This window comes from Streptomyces sp. BE20 (genome assembly GCF_036322525.1).
GTDB lineage: Bacteria > Actinomycetota > Actinomycetes > Streptomycetales > Streptomycetaceae > Kitasatospora.
The window spans coordinates 83,324-103,801 of the sequence record NZ_JAQYWW010000567.1 but is presented as its reverse complement, the minus strand read 5'-3'; the positions used below and the strand labels follow the sequence as shown (position 1 = coordinate 103,801).

The 20,478-nt window shown below is 72.1% G+C and carries 15 protein-coding genes, 1 rRNA gene, 1 pseudogene and 1 riboswitch; of the genes and pseudogenes, 13 read left to right on the top strand and 4 right to left on the bottom strand.

Annotated elements, in window-relative coordinates; genetic code table 11:
• Nucleotides 1-162 precede the first annotated feature (162 nt).
• The 12 genes and pseudogenes from rrf to PUR61_RS10080 all read left to right on the top strand — a co-directional run bounded on the left by rrf (nt 163) and on the right by PUR61_RS10080 (nt 12,322).
• Nucleotides 163-279: ribosomal RNA gene (gene rrf / locus PUR61_RS10135) — 5S ribosomal RNA — on the top strand.
• A gap of 97 nt (nt 280-376) precedes the next feature.
• The gene (locus tag PUR61_RS10130) at nt 377-997 is read left to right on the top strand and encodes a CDP-alcohol phosphatidyltransferase family protein (RefSeq protein WP_329877966.1); all 621 of its coding nucleotides are present in this window, start codon (nt 377-379) and stop codon (nt 995-997) included.
• Between the two features lie 136 nt (nt 998-1,133).
• On the top strand, nt 1,134-3,629 hold the full coding sequence (locus tag PUR61_RS10125; protein WP_329877964.1) for a mannose-1-phosphate guanyltransferase: 2,496 nt from the start codon (nt 1,134-1,136) through the stop codon (nt 3,627-3,629).
• 151 nt (nt 3,630-3,780) lie between these two features.
• A pseudogene (locus PUR61_RS10120) lies at nt 3,781-4,656 on the top strand (DUF881 domain-containing protein); the annotation flags it as partial.
• A gap of 254 nt (nt 4,657-4,910) precedes the next feature.
• Nucleotides 4,911-5,243, top strand: a complete 333-nt coding sequence (locus PUR61_RS10115) for a small basic family protein (protein ID WP_030062488.1) — start codon at nt 4,911-4,913, stop codon at nt 5,241-5,243.
• A gap of 493 nt (nt 5,244-5,736) precedes the next feature.
• On the top strand, nt 5,737-6,648 hold the full coding sequence (locus tag PUR61_RS10110; protein ID WP_443035143.1) for a DUF881 domain-containing protein: 912 nt from the start codon (nt 5,737-5,739) through the stop codon (nt 6,646-6,648).
• Between the two features lie 115 nt (nt 6,649-6,763).
• On the top strand, nt 6,764-7,636 hold the full coding sequence (locus PUR61_RS10105) for an FHA domain-containing protein (protein WP_329877945.1): 873 nt from the start codon (nt 6,764-6,766) through the stop codon (nt 7,634-7,636).
• A 182-nt stretch (nt 7,637-7,818) separates the two neighbouring features.
• Complete coding sequence (gene ftsR, locus PUR61_RS10100; protein ID WP_329877974.1) at nt 7,819-8,517, top strand: transcriptional regulator FtsR; 699 nt, start codon at nt 7,819-7,821, stop codon at nt 8,515-8,517.
• Between the two features lie 75 nt (nt 8,518-8,592).
• A complete protein-coding gene (locus PUR61_RS10095) occupies nt 8,593-9,069 on the top strand; it encodes a bifunctional nuclease family protein (RefSeq protein WP_063350203.1) in 477 nt (158 codons plus the stop codon).
• A 237-nt stretch (nt 9,070-9,306) separates the two neighbouring features.
• Nucleotides 9,307-9,966, top strand: a complete 660-nt coding sequence (locus tag PUR61_RS10090; RefSeq protein WP_329877941.1) for a MerR family transcriptional regulator — start codon at nt 9,307-9,309, stop codon at nt 9,964-9,966.
• A 123-nt stretch (nt 9,967-10,089) separates the two neighbouring features.
• On the top strand, nt 10,090-10,791 hold the full coding sequence (locus tag PUR61_RS10085) for a SanA/YdcF family protein (RefSeq protein WP_329877972.1): 702 nt from the start codon (nt 10,090-10,092) through the stop codon (nt 10,789-10,791).
• Between the two features lie 67 nt (nt 10,792-10,858).
• Nucleotides 10,859-12,322 carry a DNA polymerase IV gene (locus PUR61_RS10080; protein ID WP_329877939.1) on the top strand — a complete coding sequence of 488 codons (1,464 nt, stop codon included), beginning with the start codon at nt 10,859-10,861 and terminating at the stop codon, nt 12,320-12,322.
• A gap of 180 nt (nt 12,323-12,502) precedes the next feature.
• On the opposite strand, the gene PUR61_RS10075 is transcribed toward PUR61_RS10080, so the two are convergent.
• Nucleotides 12,503-13,993, bottom strand: coding sequence for an MFS transporter (locus PUR61_RS10075; RefSeq protein WP_329877937.1), 1,491 nt, complete (start codon nt 13,991-13,993; stop codon nt 12,503-12,505).
• A gap of 165 nt (nt 13,994-14,158) precedes the next feature.
• Nucleotides 14,159-15,496, bottom strand: coding sequence for a PRC and DUF2382 domain-containing protein (locus PUR61_RS10070; protein ID WP_329877935.1), 1,338 nt, complete (start codon nt 15,494-15,496; stop codon nt 14,159-14,161).
• A 221-nt stretch (nt 15,497-15,717) separates the two neighbouring features.
• Nucleotides 15,718-15,821, top strand: a riboswitch (glycine riboswitch).
• A gap of 241 nt (nt 15,822-16,062) precedes the next feature.
• Between PUR61_RS10070 and gcvP the strand changes: the two genes are divergently transcribed.
• Complete coding sequence (gcvP, locus tag PUR61_RS10065) at nt 16,063-18,963, top strand: aminomethyl-transferring glycine dehydrogenase (protein ID WP_329877933.1); 2,901 nt, start codon at nt 16,063-16,065, stop codon at nt 18,961-18,963.
• Nucleotides 18,964-19,077: 114 nt separating this feature from the next.
• Here gcvP and PUR61_RS10060 read toward each other — a convergent pair whose 3' ends face one another.
• The gene (locus PUR61_RS10060) at nt 19,078-19,269 is read right to left on the bottom strand and encodes a DUF5999 family protein (protein WP_329877932.1); all 192 of its coding nucleotides are present in this window, start codon (nt 19,267-19,269) and stop codon (nt 19,078-19,080) included.
• A gap of 478 nt (nt 19,270-19,747) precedes the next feature.
• Nucleotides 19,748-20,320: a hypothetical protein gene (locus PUR61_RS10055; protein WP_329877931.1), complete on the bottom strand. Its 573-nt coding sequence runs from the start codon at nt 20,318-20,320 to the stop codon at nt 19,748-19,750.
• Between the last annotated feature and the right edge of the window lie 158 nt (nt 20,321-20,478).

Sequence of the window (20,478 nt, the reverse complement as noted above, 5' to 3'; positions counted from 1 at the left end):
GGGTTGATAGGCCGGATATGGAAGCCCTGTGAGGGGTGGAGTTGACCGGTACTAATAGGCCGAGGGCTTGTCCTCAGTTGCTCGCGTCCACTGTGTTGTTCTGAAACAACGACCCCCACACGTCTGGTCACGGTGTGGGTGCGGTTGACAGTTTCATAGTGTTTCGGTGGTCATAGCGTGAGGGAAACGCCCGGTTACATTCCGAACCCGGAAGCTAAGCCTCACAGCGCCGATGGTACTGCAGGGGGGACCCTGTGGGAGAGTAGGACGCCGCCGAACAATTCTTATGGAGAAGCCCCCGCCGGGGAACCGGGCGGGGGCTTTTCTGTTGTAAGGTCAACGTGCGAAGTTGCCACACATGACAGGAGGCCCCCGGGTGGAGGTCCAGGAGACGCGAGTCCAGACCGATCGCGTCCTCACCATCCCCAACCTGCTGAGCATGGGCCGGCTGGTCGGTGTTCCGCTCTTTCTCTGGCTGATCCTCTGGCCGGTGTTCGACGGGCCGAACAACGACGGCTGGGCATTGCTGATTCTGATGCTCAGCGGTATCAGTGATTACCTGGACGGGAAACTCGCCCGCCGGTGGGGGCAGATCAGCCGCGTGGGGCAGCTGCTGGATCCGCTGGCGGACCGGCTCTATGTGCTCTCCACGCTCCTCGGCCTGACCTGGCGTGAGATCCTGCCGTGGTGGCTGACGGCGATCCTGATTGCGCGTGAGCTGTTTATCGCCGCGCTCCTTCCCCTTCTCAACCGGCACGGCTACGGGCCGTTGCAGGTGAGTTTCCTGGGGAAAGCCGCGACCTTCAATCTGATGTACGCGTTTCCGCTTCTGCTGCTCGGCGCCGGGGACAGCTGGATCGCCCGGCCGGCCGAGATCGTGAGCTGGGCCTTCATCTGGTGGGGGACCGCCCTGTACTGGTGGGCCGGCATTCTCTACGCCGTCCAGGCGCGCCAGATCATCCGGGGCAGCTCGGCCTCCTCCGCGTCCACTGTCTGAGACGCGATCCCGAGACGGGATCTGAGAGAAGTCCCACGGCGACACGGTGCGTCGGACGATATCTTCCGGGTAGACCCCCTCTGGAACGGTTTGATGGACCTGCAGGGTCCACACCGCGAAGGAGGACGCACCCGTAATGAAAGCCGTTGTAATGGCGGGGGGCGAAGGCACCCGACTCCGCCCGATGACCTCCAGCATGCCGAAGCCGCTGCTTCCCGTGGTCAACAGGCCGATCATGGAGCACGTGCTGCGGCTGCTGAAGCGGCACGGCCTCTCCGACACCGTCGTGACCGTCCAGTTCCTGGCCTCACTGGTCAAGAACTACTTCGGTGACGGTGAAGAGTTGGGCATGAATCTCACCTACGCCAACGAGGAGACGCCACTGGGCACTGCGGGGAGTGTCAAGAACGCCGAGGACGCCCTGAAGGACGACTCCTTTCTGGTGATCTCCGGTGACGCACTGACCGACTTCGACCTCTCTGAATTGATCGCGTTTCACCGTAGTAAGAACGCACTGGTCACCGTCTGTCTCACCAGGGTGCCGAATCCACTGGAGTTCGGTATCACGATCACCGATGACGAGGGGCGCGTGGAGCGCTTCCTGGAGAAGCCGACCTGGGGGCAGGTCTTCTCGGACACGGTGAACACCGGTATCTACGTCATGGAACCCGAGGTCTTCGACTACGTCGCGGCGGGTGAGTCCGTCGACTGGTCGAGTGACGTGTTCCCGCAGCTGCTGAAGGAGGGCAAGCGGGTCTACGGGTACGTCGCCGAGGGCTACTGGGAGGACGTGGGCACCCACGAGAGCTATGGCAAGGCCCAGGCGGACGTCCTGGAGGGCAAGGTCGACGTCGAGATCGACGGGTTCGAGATCTCGCCCGGGGTCTGGGTCGCCGAGGGCGCCGAGGTCGACCCGGAGGCGGTTCTCCGCGGGCCGCTGTACATCGGGGACTACGCCAAGGTCGAGGCCGGCGTGGAGATCCGCGAACACACCGTGCTCGGCAGCAACGTGGTCGTGAAGCGCGGGGCGTTCCTGCACCGGTCGGTCATCCACGACAACGTCTACGTGGGGCCGCAGAGCAATCTGCGGGGCTGCGTGGTCGGCAAGAACACCGATGTCATGCGGGCCGCGCGGATCGAGGACGGCGCGGTGATCGGGGACGAGTGCCTGATCGGCGAGGAGTCGATCATCGCGGCCAACGTCCGGGTCTACCCGTTCAAGACCATCGAGGCCGGCGCGGTCGTCAACACCTCGGTGATCTGGGAGTCCCGCGGGCAGGAGCACCTGTTCGGGCTGCGGGGTGTCTCCGGGATCCTGAACGTCGAGATCACCCCCGAGCTGGCCGTACGGCTCGCCGGCGCGTACGCGACGACGCTGAAGAAGGGCGCGACCGTCACCATCGCGCGTGACCACTCGCGAGGTGCGCGCGCCCTGAAGCGGGCGATGATCTCCGGGTTGCAGACCAGTGCGATCGACGTCCGCGACCTGGAGAACGTGCCGATGCCGGTGGCCCGGCAGCACACGGCCCGGGGCAGTGCCGGCGGGATCTTCCTGCGGACCACGCCCGGGGTGCCGGACTCGCTGGACATCCTCTTCTTCGACGAGCGCGGGGCCGACCTCTCGCAGGCCGGGCAGCGCAAGCTCGACCGGGTCTACGCGCGCCAGGAGTACCGCCGGGCCTTCCCCGGCGAGATCGGGGACCTCACCTTCCCGTCCAGCGTCTTCGACTCCTACGCGGGCAACCTGCTGCGGGCCGTCGACACCACCGGGGTGCGCGAGGCCGGTCTGAAGGTCGTCGTGGACACCGCGCACGGCAGCGCCGGGCTCGTCCTGCCGAGCATCCTCGGTCGGCTCGGGGTCGAGGCGCTCAGTGTCTCCAGCGGGCTGGACGAGTCCCGGCCCACCGAGGACGCCGAGGAGCGGCGCGCCGGGCTCGCCCGGCTGGGCGAGCTGGTGGCGTCGTCCCGGGCGGCCTTCGGGGTCCGCTTCGACCCGGTGGGCGAGCGAGTGGCCTTCGTGGACGAGCTGGGCCGGGTCATCGACGACGACCGGGCGCTGCTGGTCCTGCTGGACCTGGTCGCGGCCGAGCGGCGGAGCGGTCAGGTGGCGCTGCCGGTGACCACGACGCGGATCGCCGAGCAGGTCGCGGCGTACCACGGCACGCAGGTCACCTGGACCACGACCACGCCGGACGACCTGGCGAAGGCGGCAGCCGCCGAGGGCACGGTGTTCGGCGGGGACGGGCGCGGCGGCTTCGTCGTGCCGGAGTTCAGCGGTGTGCTGGACGGCGCCGCGGCGTTCGTCCGGCTGGTCGGGCTGGTCGCCCGGACGCAGCTCACGCTGAGCCAGATCGACGCGCGGATCCCGCAGGCGCACATCCGCCGCCGGGACATCGCGACGCCGTGGGCGGCGAAGGGCATGGTCATGCGTTCGGTGGTGGAGGCGGCCGGCAGCCGGCAGCTGGACACCACGGACGGTGTCCGGGTCGTCGAGGCGGACGGGCGGTGGACGCTGGTGCTGCCGGACCCGGCCGAGGCGGTCACCCACCTGTGGGCCGAGGGCCCGGACGACGAGGCGACCGAGGCGCTGCTGGACGAATGGGCGGCGGTGGTCGACGGCGCCGGGAGGTGACGGCCGGAGCCCGGTGACGGGTCGGCGGCGGGGCGGGCGGCTGGTGCCGCACCGCCCCGCTGTCCGTTTCGGGTGGTTGGTGGCGGTCGGTCCGTTTTGGTATGTATGCAGGTCAGGGGTTGTGTACGGGGCCCTCGTCGGTCGTGGGACGATGGTCCGCATGTCAGCGACGCCGACGCCGAGTGCCAGCAGTGGACGGTACAACCGTCCGGATGCCTCGATGTCCCTGCTGACCAATGTGATGGACCACAGCCTCGACGAGGGGTACGCCGAGGCGGCTGCGGCACGGGGTGGCGACGGTCCGTACCGGATACCCGGTACGGCGCGGGGGCTTCTCACGCTGGGGGCCGGGCTGGCCCTGGTGGGCGCGGTCCTCACGGTCGGGGCTGTGAACGCGCACGAGGCCGAGCCGACGCTCGCCAAGGAGCGCGACGCCCTGATCCACCGGATCAACGACTCCAACGGGTCGGCGGACCAGCTCCAGAAGCAGGTCCAGGAACTCCGGCGCAGGGTCGACAGCACCCAGCAGCAGGCACTCGCTCCGGGGGAGGTCGACCCGGCCGTCCTGGCCGGCGCGGTCGGCCTGGCCGAGGTGACCGGGCCAGGCGTCAAGCTGGTGCTGGAGGACGCGACCGGTACGGGCGCCGGCGGCAACGTCGACCCGCGGAGCGGGCAGGGCTTCTCGAACAGCGGACGGCTGCGGGACCGTGACCTGCAACTGGTGGTGAACGGGCTCTGGTCCTCCGGCGCGGAGGCCGTCGCGATCAACGGGCAGCGGCTCACCGCGCTCTCCGCGATCCGCGCGGCCGGTGAGGCCGTACTGGTGGACAACCGGCCCCTGGTCCCGCCGTACACCGTGCAGGCGCTGGGGAACGGGCCCAAGCTGGTGGGCGCCTTCGAGAACGCGATGGCGGGCCAGTACCTGCGGCTGTTGCAGGAGAAGTACGGCATCAAGTCGACCATCTCCGCGCAGAAGAGCCTGACCCTGCCCGCAGCCGTGGGGGTCACCCTGCGGACCGCCCAACCTGCGCTCCCCGAGCCCTCGCCCACCGCGAGTCCGCCTGCCTCCGGGGAGGCGTCGCCGTCCGCGGGGCCCTCCGGATCGGCCTCACCGTCGACGGGCGGCACCGCGAGTCCGTCCGGCACCGCCTCGCCGTCCGCGAAGCCGACCGGGCAGGCCTCGGGGAAGCGCTCGCCGAGCCCCTCGGCCAAGACCACGACCGGCCGTCCGCCCACCGCGACCACCGGGTCGCCCTCCGCAGCGACAGGAGCAGCTAGACCGTGATTGCCGTACTGGGTCTCGTGATCGGGGTCGTCGTCGGACTCTTCGTCCAGCCCGAGGTACCGGACGCCGTCGTGCCGTACCTGCCGATCGCGGTGGTGGCGGCGCTGGACGCGGTGTTCGGCGGCGTCCGCGCGATGCTGGACGGGATCTTCAACGACAAGGTCTTCATCGTGTCGTTCCTGTCGAACGTGGTGGTGGCGGCACTGATCGTCTTCCTCGGGGACCAGCTGGGCGTGGGCTCGCAGCTCTCCACGGGCGTCGTCGTCGTCCTCGGAATCCGCATCTTCTCCAACGCCGCTGCGATCAGGCGCCATGTCTTCCGCGCCTGAGCCGGGCCGCGAGCGGGCGGCGGAGAAGAAAGCGGACGGATCTGCGGGAGAAGTTGTGCGCGAGGACGGTGGAGAGGAACGCGAGCCGGTACCGGTCGAGCCGGTGGACGGGAAGCGGCAGGAGAAGCCCGGGCAAGGGTCGGGGGCCCGGCCGGTGAGGCGGTCCGACGGGCCGGCGATCGCGCCGGAGCCCGAGGAACGGCCCGGGCAGCCCGCGGACGCGGTGACGGAGGAGCGGGAGGCGCGGGGGGAGCCGGCCGAAGAGTCTCTGCCCGGCGGGAGGCCGGAGGGCGTTGCCGCCGACGGGGCCGGGGACGAGCCCGCGCCCGGGGCCCCGGCGGAGCCCGAAGCGGAGCCTGCGGAGGGGGTCACGGAGCCTGCTCCGGCGCGCGCCCCCGAGGTGACGCCTGCGCCCGCGCGTGCGCTGCCGCCGGTGGCGGCAGTGGAACCGGTACGGCGGCCGGAGCCACGGCCCGAGCCCGCAGCGAAGTCGATCCCGCAGCCCCAAACCCAAACCCCGCCGCAGCTACAGCCGGCGGGGCCGGACGCCGAGTCCGTGGCGCCGTCCCCGCCGTCCCCGGTACCGGTACCGTCACCGGTACCGGAACCTGCGCCGGCCCTCCCGTCTGCCGCCGCGACCGCCCCCGAACCCGAGTCCGGGCCGGCCCGGGACGACCGGGCCGCGGGGCGGCGACGGCTGAAGGCCGCGGTCTGGCCGCCGAGGCTGTCGCGCGGCCAACTGGTGGTGGCGGTGCTGCTGTTCTCGCTCGGACTGGCGCTGGCGATCCAGGTGCGGTCCACCAACGACCACCACAGTCAGCTGCGTGGCGCGCGCCAGGAAGACCTTGTTCGCATCCTCGACGAACTGGACGGCCGTCAGCAGCGTCTCCAGCAGGAGAAAGCGGAGCTCGAGCAGTCCCTGGCGAAGTTGGAGAACAGCTCCAACCAGGCCAAGGAAGCCCAGGAACAGACCAGGAAGAAGGTGACGGAGCTCGGCGTTCTGGCCGGGACCGTCCGAGCCACTGGTCCGGGGATCGTACTGACGGTCGATGATCCCCAAGGGCAGGTGAAGGCAGATATGCTGCTGGACACCCTGCAGGAACTCCGAGCGGCGGGGGCGGAGGCGATTCAGATCAACGATGTGCGTGTGGTGGTCAACACCTACTTCACGGACGTGTCCGGCGGCGGCGTGCAGATCGACGGCAAGAAGGTCTCGGCGCCCTACCGGTTCACCGTCGTGGGGAATCCGCAGGACCTCACACCCGCGTTGAACATTCCGGGGGGTGTGGTCCGTACCTTGGAGAACAACCAGGCACGCGCGACCATCTCCCAACAGCAGAAGGTGGTCGTCGACGCACTCGTCGACCCGAAGACCCCGCAGTACGCCAAACCGGCTCCGAAGTGAGCACCGCAGTCGGAGTTCCGCTCCAGCCGGCCCGATCCACGACCGGGCCCGCAACCTGTCCGAGGTCCTCACCCTGCCCCGCGGGCGGGTCTGTCACACGCAAGGGGATTCGCCCGTGAGTTTCTTCTCTAAGTTGTTCGGTCGTAACAAGGGCCGCGACGCGGCCGCCGTCGAGGCGCCGACCGCGCGCCACCGCCGGGACGACGAACCCGCCGTGCCGGGCATGCGTCCCGCTCCCGAGGGCGCGGAGTACGCCGAGCGCCCGCTGTTCCGGGACGGCGCCCAGTACGCCGGGAATCAGGCGGGCTACGGCGCGTCGGTTGACCCCTCCGGCGCCCCGCGCATAGGTTTCCCGTCAGGACCCTCAACCTCTGGTGGAGGGTTTGCACCGGACCCGTACGCCGGGCACAACCCGTCGGGTGTGCCGCGCCAGGAGGCTGTGAACATGGCTGGCCCCACTCCGTGCCCCAGGTGCGGCAACCAGAACCCGGCCGCGGCCCGCTTCTGTTCCAACTGCGGTTCGGCGCTGCGCGGTGGTCTGCTGCCCGAGGGGTCGGCGGAGACCACCTCGACGATCTCGATCTCCGGCCTGGAGTCGTACGACCCGAACACCACGACCGGGACCGGCACGCCGGCCCTCTCGGCCGAGGTGTTGGCGGCCATCGACGCGCTGCCCCCGGGTTCGGCCCTGCTGATCGTCCAGCGAGGCCCGAACTCCGGCAGCCGGTTCCTGCTGGACTCGGACAAGACCACGGCCGGCCGCCACCCGCAGGGCGACATCTTCCTGGACGACGTCACCGTCTCCCGCAAGCACGTGGAGTTCCGCCGGACGCCCGGTGGCGGCTTCACCGTCGCCGACGTCGGCAGCCTCAACGGCACCTACGTCAACCGGGAGCGGATCGACGAGGTGTCGCTGAACAACGGCGACGAGGTGCAGATCGGGAAGTACCGGCTGGTCTTCTTCGCCAGCCACAACCGGGGGTACTGAAACCAACGTCGGCAGGAGCCCGAGTGAGCACGAATACCCCTTCTTCTCCTCTCGGGGCGGCCACCCCCGCGCCGTTCGGTCACACGCCGGACAAGGGCTCGCGCGGGGTGGTCGCGGCCCCCAGGCAGCCGGTCCGGTCGGACCGGCCCGGCGGGGGCGGCCGGCGCCGCGGCGGCGACGAGCTGCTGAGCATCGGTGCGGTGCTGGCCTTCCTGCGTGACGACTTCCCCGAGGTCACCATCTCCAAGATCAGGTTCCTGGAGGCGGAGGGCCTGGTCGAGCCCCAGCGCACGCCCTCGGGGTACCGGAAGTTCAGCCCGGCCGACGTCGAGCGGCTGGCCCACGTGCTGCGGATGCAGCGCGACCACTACCTGCCGCTGCGGGTGATCCGCGACCACCTCGACGCGATCGAGCGCGGCGAGACCCCGCCGGCGCTGCCCGGCCCCTCCGACAGCCGCCCGGGGCCGGTGGAGGAGGCGGACCGCGAGCTGACCGCCGCGGCCGAGGCCTCCGCCGGGGTCCGCCTGGGCCGGGCCGAGCTGCTGGCCGCCGCCGAGGCGGGCGAGCGCGAACTGGCCGAGTGGGAGTCCTACGGGCTGATCGCGCCCGGGCCGGACGGCGGGTACGACGGCGAGGCGCTCCAGGTGGCCCGCCTGGTCGCCGAACTGGGCCGGTTCGGTCTGGAACCGCGCCACCTGCGGGCCATGAAGGCCGCCGCCGACCGGGAGATCGCCCTGGTCGAGCAGGTGGTGGCGCCGTTGCGGCGGCACCGGAACCCCCAGACCAGGGCGCACGCCGAGGCCACCGCGCGCGAGCTGGCGACCCTCTCCGTCCGGCTGCACGCGGCCATGGTCCAGGCCGGTCTGCGGGCCTGGACCTGACCTGCGCCACCGCGCTGACCAGCGCCGTCGGCGCTGCGCTTTCATATCCGGGTCGGGAGCCATAGGGTTGCTCGTGTGAATGAGCTCGACGTCGTGGGTGTCCGGGTGGAGATGCCTTCCAACCAGCCGATCGTGCTGCTCCGCGAGGTCGGGGGCGATCGGTACCTGCCCATCTGGATCGGCCCCGGCGAGGCGACCGCGATCGCCTTCGCCCAGCAGGGCATGACGCCGGTGCGCCCGCTGACGCACGACCTCTTCAAGGACGTGCTGGAGGCTCTGGGCCAGCAGCTCACCGAGGTCCGGATCACCGACCTGCGCGAGGGCGTCTTCTACGCCGAGCTCGTCTTCACCGGCGGCGTCGAGGTCAGCGCCCGCCCGTCCGACGCGATAGCGCTGGCGCTGCGGACCGGGACGCCGATCTACGGGAGCGAGGAGGTGCTCGCCGAGGCGGGCATCGCGATCCCGGACGAGCAGGAGGACGAGGTCGAGAAGTTCCGCGAGTTCCTCGACCAGGTGTCGCCCGAGGACTTCGGCGGCAGCGGCCCGCAGTAGGGCGTGCGGCCGGTCAGTGGGCCGGCGGGCCGTGTGTGTCCGGCCGTTTTGCCAAACCGCGTCCACCTACCCACACTAGGGGCACGAAAAACCACTCTCCTGAGTGATGTGGTCTGCCCGCCACGGCGTGGCGATCGTTGACGGGCCATAGGGGACTGCCTACCGTCAGGAGGGGCTGCCCGGGTGTCCGATGCCCGTGGTCTGGGTTGCCCGCAGCACGAGTGGACGGAGGTAGGCATGACCGGCACCGGCGAGGAATTGGCCGTGGGAGGCCTGTGCACCGTGCACATGCCGCGCACCGCCCGCAACGTGACCGAGCTGCCCCGGCCGGAACTGCCCCGGGTGGGCCGGTTCCCGGCGGTCCAGCCCGGCCAGCCGGCCCTGGAGCGACTCGGGCCCACGTCCGAGCTGATCGGTTACCGCGGTCCGACGGCCTGCGCCGCGGCCGGGATCACCTACCGCCAGCTGGACTACTGGGCCCGCACGGGCCTGCTGGCCCCGAGCGTCCGGTCGACCTTCCCGGCGACCGGCCAACGGCTCTACAGCTTCCGCGACATCCTGCTGTTGAAGATCGTCAAGCGGCTGCTCGACGCGGGCGTCTCGTTGCAGAACATCCGGGTCGCGGTCGCCCACCTGCAGTCCGTCGAGGTCTGTGACCTGACCGGACTGACGTTGATGTGCGACGGCGCGACGGTGTACGAGTGCACCACCCCGCAGCAGGTCGTGGACCTGCTGAAGAGCGGCCAGGGGGTCTTCGGGATCGCCGTCGGCGCGGTCTGGCAGGAGCTGGAACGCACCCTCGGGCGGCTGCACGCGGAGCGGACCGACACCGGGGAGACGGTGGCCGGGCACGACCCGGCGGACGAGCTGGCGCAGCGCCGCAACAGGGCTGTCTGAACAGGCATCTGACGAGGCCGCGGGCCCGGACGGGGAACCGTCCGGGTCCGCGGTTTCGTCGTGGCCGGTGAACCGACAGAGGGAGGGCACGTGCGCTTCGGTTCCGGAATCCCCGGCCTGGTGATGCGGAGGGCGGTGCGGCTCGGCGTCCGGTTGCGGCGCAGGCGGGCGCAGCGCCGGTTGTTCCAGCTGGTGACGGTCTGCTGCTCGCTGGCGCTGGCGCCGAGCGCCTGGCTCTGGTTCTCGGCGGGGGAGCGGGTGGGCACCGTGGCGACGGCGCCGCAGGCACCGGTGGCGGTGGTGTTCGGCGCCGGGCTGTTCGACGGCAGGCCCTCGCCCTACCTGGCGCACCGGCTGGACGCGGCGGTCGAGCTGTTCGAACGGCGGAAGGTCCAGGCGATCCTGGTGACCGGGGACAACGGCCGGGAGAGCTACGACGAGACCGAGGCGATGCGGCGGTACCTGATCGAGCACGGGGTGCCGGACGTCCGGGTGGTCGGGGACTATGCGGGGTTCGACACCTGGGACTCCTGCACGCGCGCGCACCGGATCTTCGGGGTGGAGCGGGCGGTGCTGGTCAGTCAGGACTTCCACGTGCGGCGGGCGCTGGCACTCTGCCGGGCGGCCGGCATCGAGTCGTACGCGGTGGGCGTGCCGGAGGCGCGGGACCTCACCTGGCTGTACGGCGGGCTGCGGGAGATCCCGGGGGCGGGGAAGGCGGCGCTGAACGCCTGGCTGCGGCCGGACCCGCTCTTCCTCGGGCCCCGCGAGCCGGGCCTACCGAAGGCGCTGGCTGACGCGGGGGCCGGTCCGGTGCGCGGGTAGGGCCCGCCACCGGGGGGAGACGGCCGGGTTCGTCCGTGCTGTCGGACCCGTGCGGCATGATCGGCGGGTGCGGTCACTGCCGAGCATCATCCACCTCGACATGGACGCCTTCTTCGCGGCGGTGGAGCAGGCGGCCAAGCCGAGCCTGCGCGGGAAGCCCGTGGTCGTCGGCGGGCTCGGCGGGCGGGGGGTGGTGTCCACGGCGTCCTACGAGGCGCGGAAGTTCGGGGTGCACTCGGCGATGCCGATGGCGCAGGCCCGTCGGCTCTGTCCGAACGCGGCCTTCCTGGCCGGTCGCTTCGAGGCCTACCGGCCGGTGAGCGAGCTGGTGATGGGGCTGCTGAGGGAGCTGTCCCCGCTGGTGCAGCCGCTCAGCCTGGACGAGGCCTTCGTCGACCTGGAGGCGGGTCCCTACGGTCCGCTGCTGGCGGAGGCGGAGCACCGGACGGGCGAGCGGCTGGTGCTGGCGCTGGCGGAGGACCTCCGCGCGGACATCCGGCGGCGGACCGGGCTGACGGCCTCGGTGGGCGCGGCCGGATCCAAGCTGATGGCCAAGATCGCCTCCGAGCAGGCCAAACCGGACGGGCTGGTGATGATCGAGCCCGGCCAGGAGCGCGCGGTGCTCGGGCCGATGCCGGTCCGCGCACTGCCGGGGATCGGTCCGGCCACCGAGCAGGTGCTGCGCCGGTCGGGGCTGAACACGGTGGCCGATCTCGCCGAAGCGGGGGAGAACGAGCTGGTCCAGCTGCTGGGGAAGGCCCACGGGGCCGGCGTGTACCAGATGTCGACGGGGCTCGACGACCGGCCGGTGGTGGCCGACCAGGACGCCAAGTCGGTCTCGGTGGAGGACACCTACGAGGTGGACCTGGCCGACCGGGAGCGGATACTGCGCGAGGTGGGGGCACTGGCGGCGCGGTGCGTGCGGCGGCTGCGGGGTGCGGGGCGGTCGGGGCGGACGGTGGTGTTGAAGGTGCGGCGGTTCGACTTCTCGACGCTGACCCGCTCCGAGACGCTGCGCGGGCCGACGGACGACGAGACGGTGATCACCGAGACGGCGCGCCGGCTGGCCTCGCAGGTGGACATCACGGGTGGGGTGCGGTTGCTGGGCGTCGGAGTGTCGCAACTGGCCGACTACACGCAGGAGGACCTGTTCGCGCAGGCCGTCCGGGAGGAGGCGGAGGCTGCCGGGCACGAGGCCGGTGCGGACGAGGAGGTGGAGGCCGACCGCGCGGAGGCGGCGCCGGCCGTGCGGCGCTGGCTGCCCGGGCAGGACGTGCACCACGCCGAGTTCGGGCCGGGGTGGGTGCAGGGCAGCGGGGTGGGGCGGGTGACGGTGCGGTTCGAGACGCCGTGGAGCGGGCCGGGGCGGGTGCGGACCTTCGGGGTGGAGGATCCGGCGCTGGAGCCGGCCCCGCCGCTGCCGCTGGGCGGGAGCGAGCCGGGCCCGGAGCGCGGTGGCCCGGGGAGTGGAGGCCGGGGGAGTGGTGCGGACGGTGGTGGTGCGTCCGGACGGGCGGGGACCGAGGGCTGAGGCACGGGGCCGGGGGACGGGGACGGCGTTGCCGGGCCGGGACATGAAGCGGCCCCACCCGGCAGGGGTGCCGGGTGGGGCCACATGCGGTTCCGGGCCACGGACGGTCGCGATGCCCTCGGCGACCGTCCGGGTCCCGGTCCCCGCGCCCTGTCCCTGAGCGCGGGGTCGGACGCCTCGTCAGGCGTCGGTCTTCACCGGCCGGGGGCCGGAGGTCAGGTCCGCGACCTCGTTGCCGTGCACCACGGTGGTGGTGGGCTTGACGGTGCGGATCAGGAACGGGACGGCGCCGGCGATCACGCAGACCACGGCGGCGGTCCAGAACGCGTGCTGGTAGGCGTCCAGGGTGGGCAGCGTGACCGGGATCGGCAGCTTCATGGTGTCGCCGGTGAGGATGGCGGCCATGACGGCGGTGCCGATCGCGCCGCCGACGGTGCGCAGCACGGCGTTCATGCCGTTGGCGATGCCGCTCTGCTCGACCGGGACGGCGCCGTTGATGTAGGCCGGCATCGCCGAGAACGCGAGGCCGATACCGAGGCCGAAGATCGCCGAGGAGAGGTAGATGTCCGCTTCGTGGCTGTGCCGGACGGCCAGGTAGGCCATCGCGACGGCGCCGAGGACACCGCCGAGGACCAGCGGAAGGCGCGGTCCGCGGCGGGCGATCAGCACGGCGCCGAGCGGGGCGGCGACCATCGAGCCGAGGGCGGACGGCAGCAGCATCACACCGGCGTGCAGCACGGTGGCGGTGAAGCCGTAGTGGGCGAGCTTCTCCGGGGTCTGGGCGAAGTTGCTGATCACCATGAACGAGCCGTACATGCCGAAGCCGATCAGCAGGCCGGCCAGGTTGGTGAAGGCGACGGCCGGGCGGGACATCATCGTCATGTCGACCAGCGGGTGCTTGACCTTGACCTCGATGACGCCCCAGATCAGGGCGACCACGGCGGCGACGGCGAACAGGCCGAGCGTCCGGGTCGAGGTCCAGCCCCAGGTGTTGCCCTGGCTGACCGCGACCAGCAGGGCGGAGAGCCAGCCGGCCAGGGTGATCGCACCGAGCGGGTCGGCGCCGCCCTCCTTGTCCGTGACCGGGTCGGTGGGCACCCGGACGGCGACCAGGGCGATCGCGAGCAGGCCGAAGAAGAGGCCCATCCAGAAGATGGACTTGTAGCTCCAGTGCTCCAGGAGCAGACCGGTGGCGACCAGGCCGAGGCCGCTGCCGACACCCATCGAGGCGCTGATGGCGGCGACGCCGCCGGTCACCTTCTGCTTGGGGAGCTCGTCGCGGACGATGCTGATCGCCAGCGGGAGCACGCCACCGCCGGCGCCCTGAAGGACGCGGGCGAGGACCAGCCAGGTGAAGGAGTGGGTGGTGACGGCGAGCGCGGAGCCCGCGGCCAGACCGGCCAGCGAGATCAGCAGCATCGGCTTGCGGCCGCGCAGGTCGCCGAAGCGGCCGAGGAGGGGGGTGAGCACGGCGGCGGAGAGCAGGTTGGCCGTCATCAGCCAGGTGATGCTGGAACCGGAGACGTTCAGTTCCTTGGCGAGCGAGGGCAGGATCGGGACGACCGCGGTCTGCACCACGCTGAACGACAGCATCGCCAGGATGAGGGCCGGCAGGACCCGGGCGCTGCTCTGCTTCTCGGCCGCGACGGTGGGCTGTGGTGCCTCACTCACGGTTGCTTCCTCCCGTACATAGTGAATGAACTGAAGTAACCATGCAGGGAGATACTTCAGAGTGTCAAATATCCATTGGTTAAGCCTTGGCAAAGTCGAAGGGTTTGCGCCGTGGAACGCCGCAGGGCCCCGGCCGGATCGGCGGGGGCCCTGCGGGCTCGGGTGTCAGACCAGGGGCCTGAGCGGGAGTGGGCGGGCCGGCTCGTCGGGGGCGGGGGAGACGGGCCCGGGCGGCGGGGCGGACGCGGCGGAGGCGGAGACCGGTGGGTTCGAGGCCGTCCCGGTGGTGTCGTGGACCTCGACGTGCTCGCGCCGCAGCTCGTCGCGGATCACCTCCTCGGCGGTGTACCGCTCCACCACCAGGCGGACCCGCTCGATCGGCGCGAGGTACTTGCGGACCACCGGGCGCTCCTCGCGCAGGGTGACCTCCTCCACCGCCTCGGCGATGTCCTTCTCGCTGAGCGCGGCCCGCTCGGCCTCGCCGACCGGCATCCGCTCGACCCGGACCCGTTCGCGGACCACCGGGACCCGGCGCTCGACCGGCTCGCTGGTGACGTACTTGCGCAGCTTGGCCGTGCCCACGACGTGCCACTCGGTCGTGACGTCCAGCCGCTCCTCGCGGCAGGTGATCTCCACCGGGCCGCCGGGCGTGGACGCGACCGCACCGTCGGCGGAGCGCGAGGTGCCGGTGGCGGACGGCGTGGCCTGCGAGGGCGAGGGCTGCGAGGCCGTCGGCGGGGTGCCGTTGGCCGGGGCGGGCTGCGCGGACTGCGGGCGCGGCTCGGCGGCCGGGGCGGTCGCCGCGGCGGAAGCCGGCGGCGCCGCGGCGGGCGTGGGGGTGGCGAGGGTCCGCACGTTGGCCTCCGTGACGGGGTCGGCCGGCTTGCCGGAACCGGCTGCCGGAGTGGTGGTGGCCGCGGCGGCGGCCGTGTGGAAGGTGAGCGACTTGGCCGGGGCGGCGGCGGACGGTGTGGCCGACCGGCTCCGCGCGGCCGCTGCGGCCGCGGCTGCGGCGCCCGCCGTTCCGGCGACTCCCGCGAGGGGCGTGCCGTTCGAGGCGGTGGTGCCGGGGGTGCCGTTCGATGAGGGCGTGTCCGCAGGGGTGCCGTTCGACGCCGTCGTGCCGAAGTCGAGGTCGGCCGGCTCGGAACCCGAGCCGGGGCCGTCGCCCGCCGACGGCTGCCCGTCCAGCGTCGTGTCCAGCCCGTAGTAGCGGTAGAGCTGGAGCTCCTGCGCCGGCGACAGGTGCTGGCCCACGCCGAAGTCCGGCGACTCCTTCACCAGCGACTTGTCGTACGGCACCCGCAGCTCGTCGCCGGAGAACTCGCTCGTGGTCAGGGGGACGAAGGCGTCCCGGCCGAAGATGCCGGTCCGGACGGCGGCCCACTCGGGCCGGCCGGTCGCGTCGTCGAGGTACACCTCGTCGACGGTGCCGATCTTGTCTCCGTTGCGGTCGACCGCCTTGTGGCCGATGAGGTCCCGGGGGTCGATATCGGTCTGCACTCTTTCCTCCAGTGCGCTCGTCCTGCGGCTCCCGCAGGACGGCGGCCGGCCCGCCCGTCCTGTCCGCCACTTCACACCAAAAGCCATGAACCGGACGTCCGCGACCGGGACGGGGCCGGACGGGCCGGGTCGTCGTCCGTCCGGGTCACGGCCCAACGGGCCGAGTGACCTGACGCACCCGTGATCGGGCGGCCTCCCGCTGGTACCCTGGGCGCGACCGCCGAGCCCGCTCGGGAGAGTCCCCGACAGTCGAAACCGCTGGTCGGGGCGCCGAAGGAGCAACTCCTCCCCGGAATCTCTCAGGCATCCGTACCGTGTGGGCTAGGTCACTCTGGAAAGCAGGGCAGGACCGTCGGCGAGGGAGCCGTCGGACCCCACCCTCACCGACGGTGCAAGCCGGCGGGGCGCCCACCGTGCCCCCGCGCGGGTGAAGCTCTCAGGTCCCGATGACAGAGGGGGAGGCCTGTCGGGTTCGTCCGCCCAGGCCGCTCCGCTGTTCTCCGCAGCGGCGAAGCCGTCCGGCGTGCGCACCCCCGCCGGTCCGTGACCAGGAGGCCTCGACCACCATGAACGCCCAGCCGAACTCGGGACGCCCCACCACCCCCGCGACCCTCACCGAGCTCGAACAGGCCAGCCCCTTCGAGAACCGCCACATCGGCCCCGACGCCGCAGCGCAGGAGAAGATGCTGGCCCAGGTCGGGTACGGCTCGCTGGACGAGCTGGCCACGGCCGCCGTCCCCGAGGCGATCCGCTCCATCACCGCGCTCGACCTGCCCGCAGGCCGCAGCGAGGCGCAGGTCCTCGCCGAGCTGCGCGAACTGGCCGACCGCAACCAGGTGCTCCAGCCGATGATCGGCCTGGGCTACTACGGCACCTTCACGCCGCCGGTGATCCTGCGCAACGTGCTGGAGAACCCGGCCTGGTACACGGCCTACACCCCGTACCAGCCGGAGATCTCGCAGGGCCGGCTGGAGGCGCTGCTCAACTTCCAGACCATCGTCTCCGACCTGACCGGCCTGCCCACCTCCGGTTCCTCCCTGCTGGACGAGGGCACCGCGGCCGCCGAGGCGATGGCGCTCGCCCGTCGCGTCACCAAGGTCAAGGGCGGTGTCTTCCTGGTCGACGCCGAGACGCTTCCGCAGACCACCGCGGTCATCAACACCCGTGCCGTGCCGACGGGCGTCGAGGTCGTCGTCGCCGACCTGTCCGAGGGCATCCCGGCCGAGATCGCCGAGCGCGGCGTCTTCGGCGTGCTGCTCCAGTACCCCGGCGCCACCGGTGTCGTCCGCGACCTCACCCCCCTGATCGAGCAGGCCCACGGCCTCGGCGCGATCGTCGCCGTCGCCGCCGACCTGCTGGCGCTCACCCTGCTCAAGTCCCCGGGCGCGCTCGGCGCCGACATCGCCTGCGGCACCTCGCAGCGGTTCGGCGTGCCGATGGGCTTCGGCGGCCCGCACGCCGGCTACCTCTCGGTGCGTGCCGAGTACGCCCGCTCGCTGCCCGGCCGCCTGGTCGGCGTCTCCGTCGACGTCGACGGCAACCGCGCCTACCGCCTGGCGCTGCAGACCCGTGAGCAGCACATCCGCCGCGAGAAGGCCACCAGCAACATCTGCACCGCCCAGGTGCTGCTCGCCGTCATGGCCTCGATGTACGCGGTCTACCACGGTCCGGACGGCCTGGCCGACATCGCCCGCCGCACCCACCGCTACGCCGCCGCGCTGGCCGAGGGCCTGACGGCCGGCGGCGTCGAGCTGCTGCACGGCGAGTTCTTCGACACCGTCACCGCCGTCGTCCCCGGCCGCGCCGCGGAGATCGCCGCCGCCGCCCGCGCCAACGGCGTCAACGTCTACCAGGACGGCGAGGACCGGATCTCGGCCTCCACCGACGAGACCACCACCCGCGAGCACCTGGCGGCGGTCTGGGCCGCGTTCGGCGTCGAGGGCGTCGAGGTGGCGGAGGGCGCCGACGCGCTGCCCGCCGCCCTGCTGCGCGAGGACGAGTACCTGACCCACCCGGTCTTCCACAGCCACCGCTCGGAGACCGCCATGCTGCGCTACCTGCGCCGCCTGTCGGACCGTGACTACGCGCTGGACCGGGGCATGATCCCGCTGGGCTCCTGCACCATGAAGCTCAACGCGACCACCGAGATGGAGCCGGTGACCTGGCCGGAGTTCGGCCAGCTGCACCCGTTCGCGCCGGTCGACCAGGCCGCGGGCTTCCTCACCCTGATCCGCCAGCTGGAGCAGCAGCTGGTCGAGGTGACCGGCTACGACGCCGTCTCCATCCAGCCGAACGCCGGCTCCCAGGGCGAGCTGGCCGGCCTGCTGGCCGTCCGTGCCTACCACCACGCCAACGGCGACACCCAGCGTGACGTCTGCCTGATCCCGTCCTCCGCGCACGGCACCAACGCCGCCTCCGCGGTGATGGCCGGCATGCGGGTCGTCGTCGTCAAGACCCTGGTCGACGGCGACGTGGACGTGGCCGACCTCAAGGCCAAGATCGAGCAGTACCGCGACAGCCTCGCCGTGCTGATGGTCACCTACCCGTCGACCCACGGCGTGTACGAGACCGAGATCACCGACATCTGCGCGGCCGTGCACGACGCCGGTGGCCAGGTGTACGTCGACGGGGCCAACCTGAACGCCCTGGTCGGCCTGGCCAAGCCGGGCAAGTTCGGCGCGGACGTCTCGCACCTGAACCTGCACAAGACCTTCTGCATCCCGCACGGCGGCGGCGGCCCGGGCGTCGGCCCGGTGGCGGTCCGCGCGCACCTCGCGCCGTACCTGCCGAACCACCCGCTCCAGGAGGAGGCCGGCCCGGCCACCGGTGTCGGCCCGATCTCGGCGGCGCCGTGGGGCTCGGCGGCGATCCTGCCGATCTCCTGGGCGTACGTCCGGCTGATGGGCGGCGAGGGCCTCAAGCGCGCCACCCAGGTCGCGGTGCTGAACGCCAACTACATCGCCAAGCGGCTGGCCCCGCACTTCCCGGTGCTCTACACCGGCCCCGGCGGTCTGGTGGCGCACGAGTGCATCATCGACCTGCGCCCGCTCACCAAGGAGACCGGCGTGACGGTGGACGACATCGCCAAGCGCCTGATCGACTACGGCTTCCACGCGCCGACCATGTCCTTCCCGGTGGCCGGCACGCTGATGATCGAGCCGACCGAGTCCGAGGACCTGCACGAGATCGACCGCTTCTGCGACGCGATGATCGAGATCCGCGCCGAGGTCGAGAAGGTCGGTTCGGGCGAGTGGGCCGCGGAGGACAACCCGCTGCGCAACGCCCCGCACACCGCCGCCACGCTGGTGGGCGAGTGGGCGCACGGCTACTCGCGGCAGGAGGCGGTCTTCCCGGCGGGTGTGAACCCGGCGGACAAGTACTGGCCGCCGGTCAGCCGGATCGACGGCGCGTACGGCGACCGCAACCTGGTCTGCTCCTGCCCGCCGCTGGACGAGTACGGCGTCTGACGCAGGACCGGTACGGCCGGCCCGCGGACACGTGGACAGGGCAGGGCCCCGGCGGAACGTTCCGCCGGGGCCCTGCCCTGTGTTCCGTGGTGGTCCGGACCGGTGCCGGGCGGGTCAGAGCGCGTGGGCGGTCCGGCGGCGCGGGGCGATCACCCGGCCGTCGGGCAGCAGTTCGCCGGTGTCCTCGAACAGCAGGACGCCGTTGCAGAGCAGGCTCCAGCCCTGCTCCGGGTGGCACGCCACCGGGACGGCGGCCTCGCGGTCCTCGGACTCGGCCGACGGGCACTCAGGACGGTGCTGGCACATGCGTACCCTCGCTTCGCTCTGCGATCCTCCCCGAGACACGGTGCCGCCGGTCTGCCGTCGGGCGCTGCCGCGGTGGTCGGATTCTGTCCGGTGTCGGGCCAGGTGTGGACCGGCACTCAAGTGGGTAGGACAGGAGGTCCCTCCACGCTGGTTCCCAGTGTCGGCATCCGGGGACGCGCGCGCAGCGATTTCGTGACATGCGCCACAACCAGCGGGTAGAGATCACCCGTTCAGGTGGCGGCGGACCGTGGCCGGTGCCGGGTGGGCCATCCGGTGACGGGCCTGGACGGGCCATGCCGCATGGCCCACCCGGGTGTTCGCCGGCGGTGGCCGGGAGGGACGAGGGGGGGGCGTGGCTGAGCTCCGGACCGAAGCACCCGGCCGGGGCGCGGGGCCGGACACCGGGCGGGTCCCGGGTCGGGTCCGGGTGGTGGCTCGGGGCGCCGGGTTGTCGGGCCTCGGGTCGGCTGCCCCGCTCTCAGGGGGAGCCGAGCAGCAGCGGCCGCCCGATCGGCGTACGGGCCAGGACCGGCAGGAGCTCGGCAGCCGGGTAGGTGCGGTGCGCGGTGACACCGAGCGGAGCCGGCGCCAGCGGGATCAGCAGGTCCGAGCCGGTGTCGCCGTCCGGGCCGTGCAGCCACAGGGCCGTCGCGTACTGGCCGGGGAAGGTCAGCAGCCGGGGCTGCCGGCGGGCCCGGGAGGACTGGGCGAGCTGCCAGGCCTGGCGCAGCGCCCGGACCGTCGAGTCCAGGTAGGGGCCGGCGGTGAAGTGCGAGAACGTGTGGCCCTCGGACCCCTGCACCACCTCGGCCGCGGCGGCCACGTCGGCGCCGTCCTTGATCAGGAAGCGCCACCCCGTCCGCCGGGCGGCGGCGAGATCGGCGCGAGGCCCGTCCAGGACGTGGACGGCGAGCGGATGGGCGGGGAGCAGTGCGCCGGTCGGATGACGGAGCGCGGCGGCGGCGGGCTGGCGCAGCGCGGTCTCGGAGTCGAGTGCGGCGAGGACGGCGCGGAGCGCGCTGGGCGGGGGCTGGGGAGTCTGCAGAGTCATGGCAAAGTCGCCTCTCCGTGCGAGATCGGCGTGCGAGTGCGGCATACCGGCATGGCCCGGTGCGTCGGCGGTGACGGAACCTGGGCCTTGTCCGGTTGGGCAGGATCGCGGTGCCGGCGAGGCCCCCGCCGTCGACGGTGGTCTCGGGGCGAAAGCGG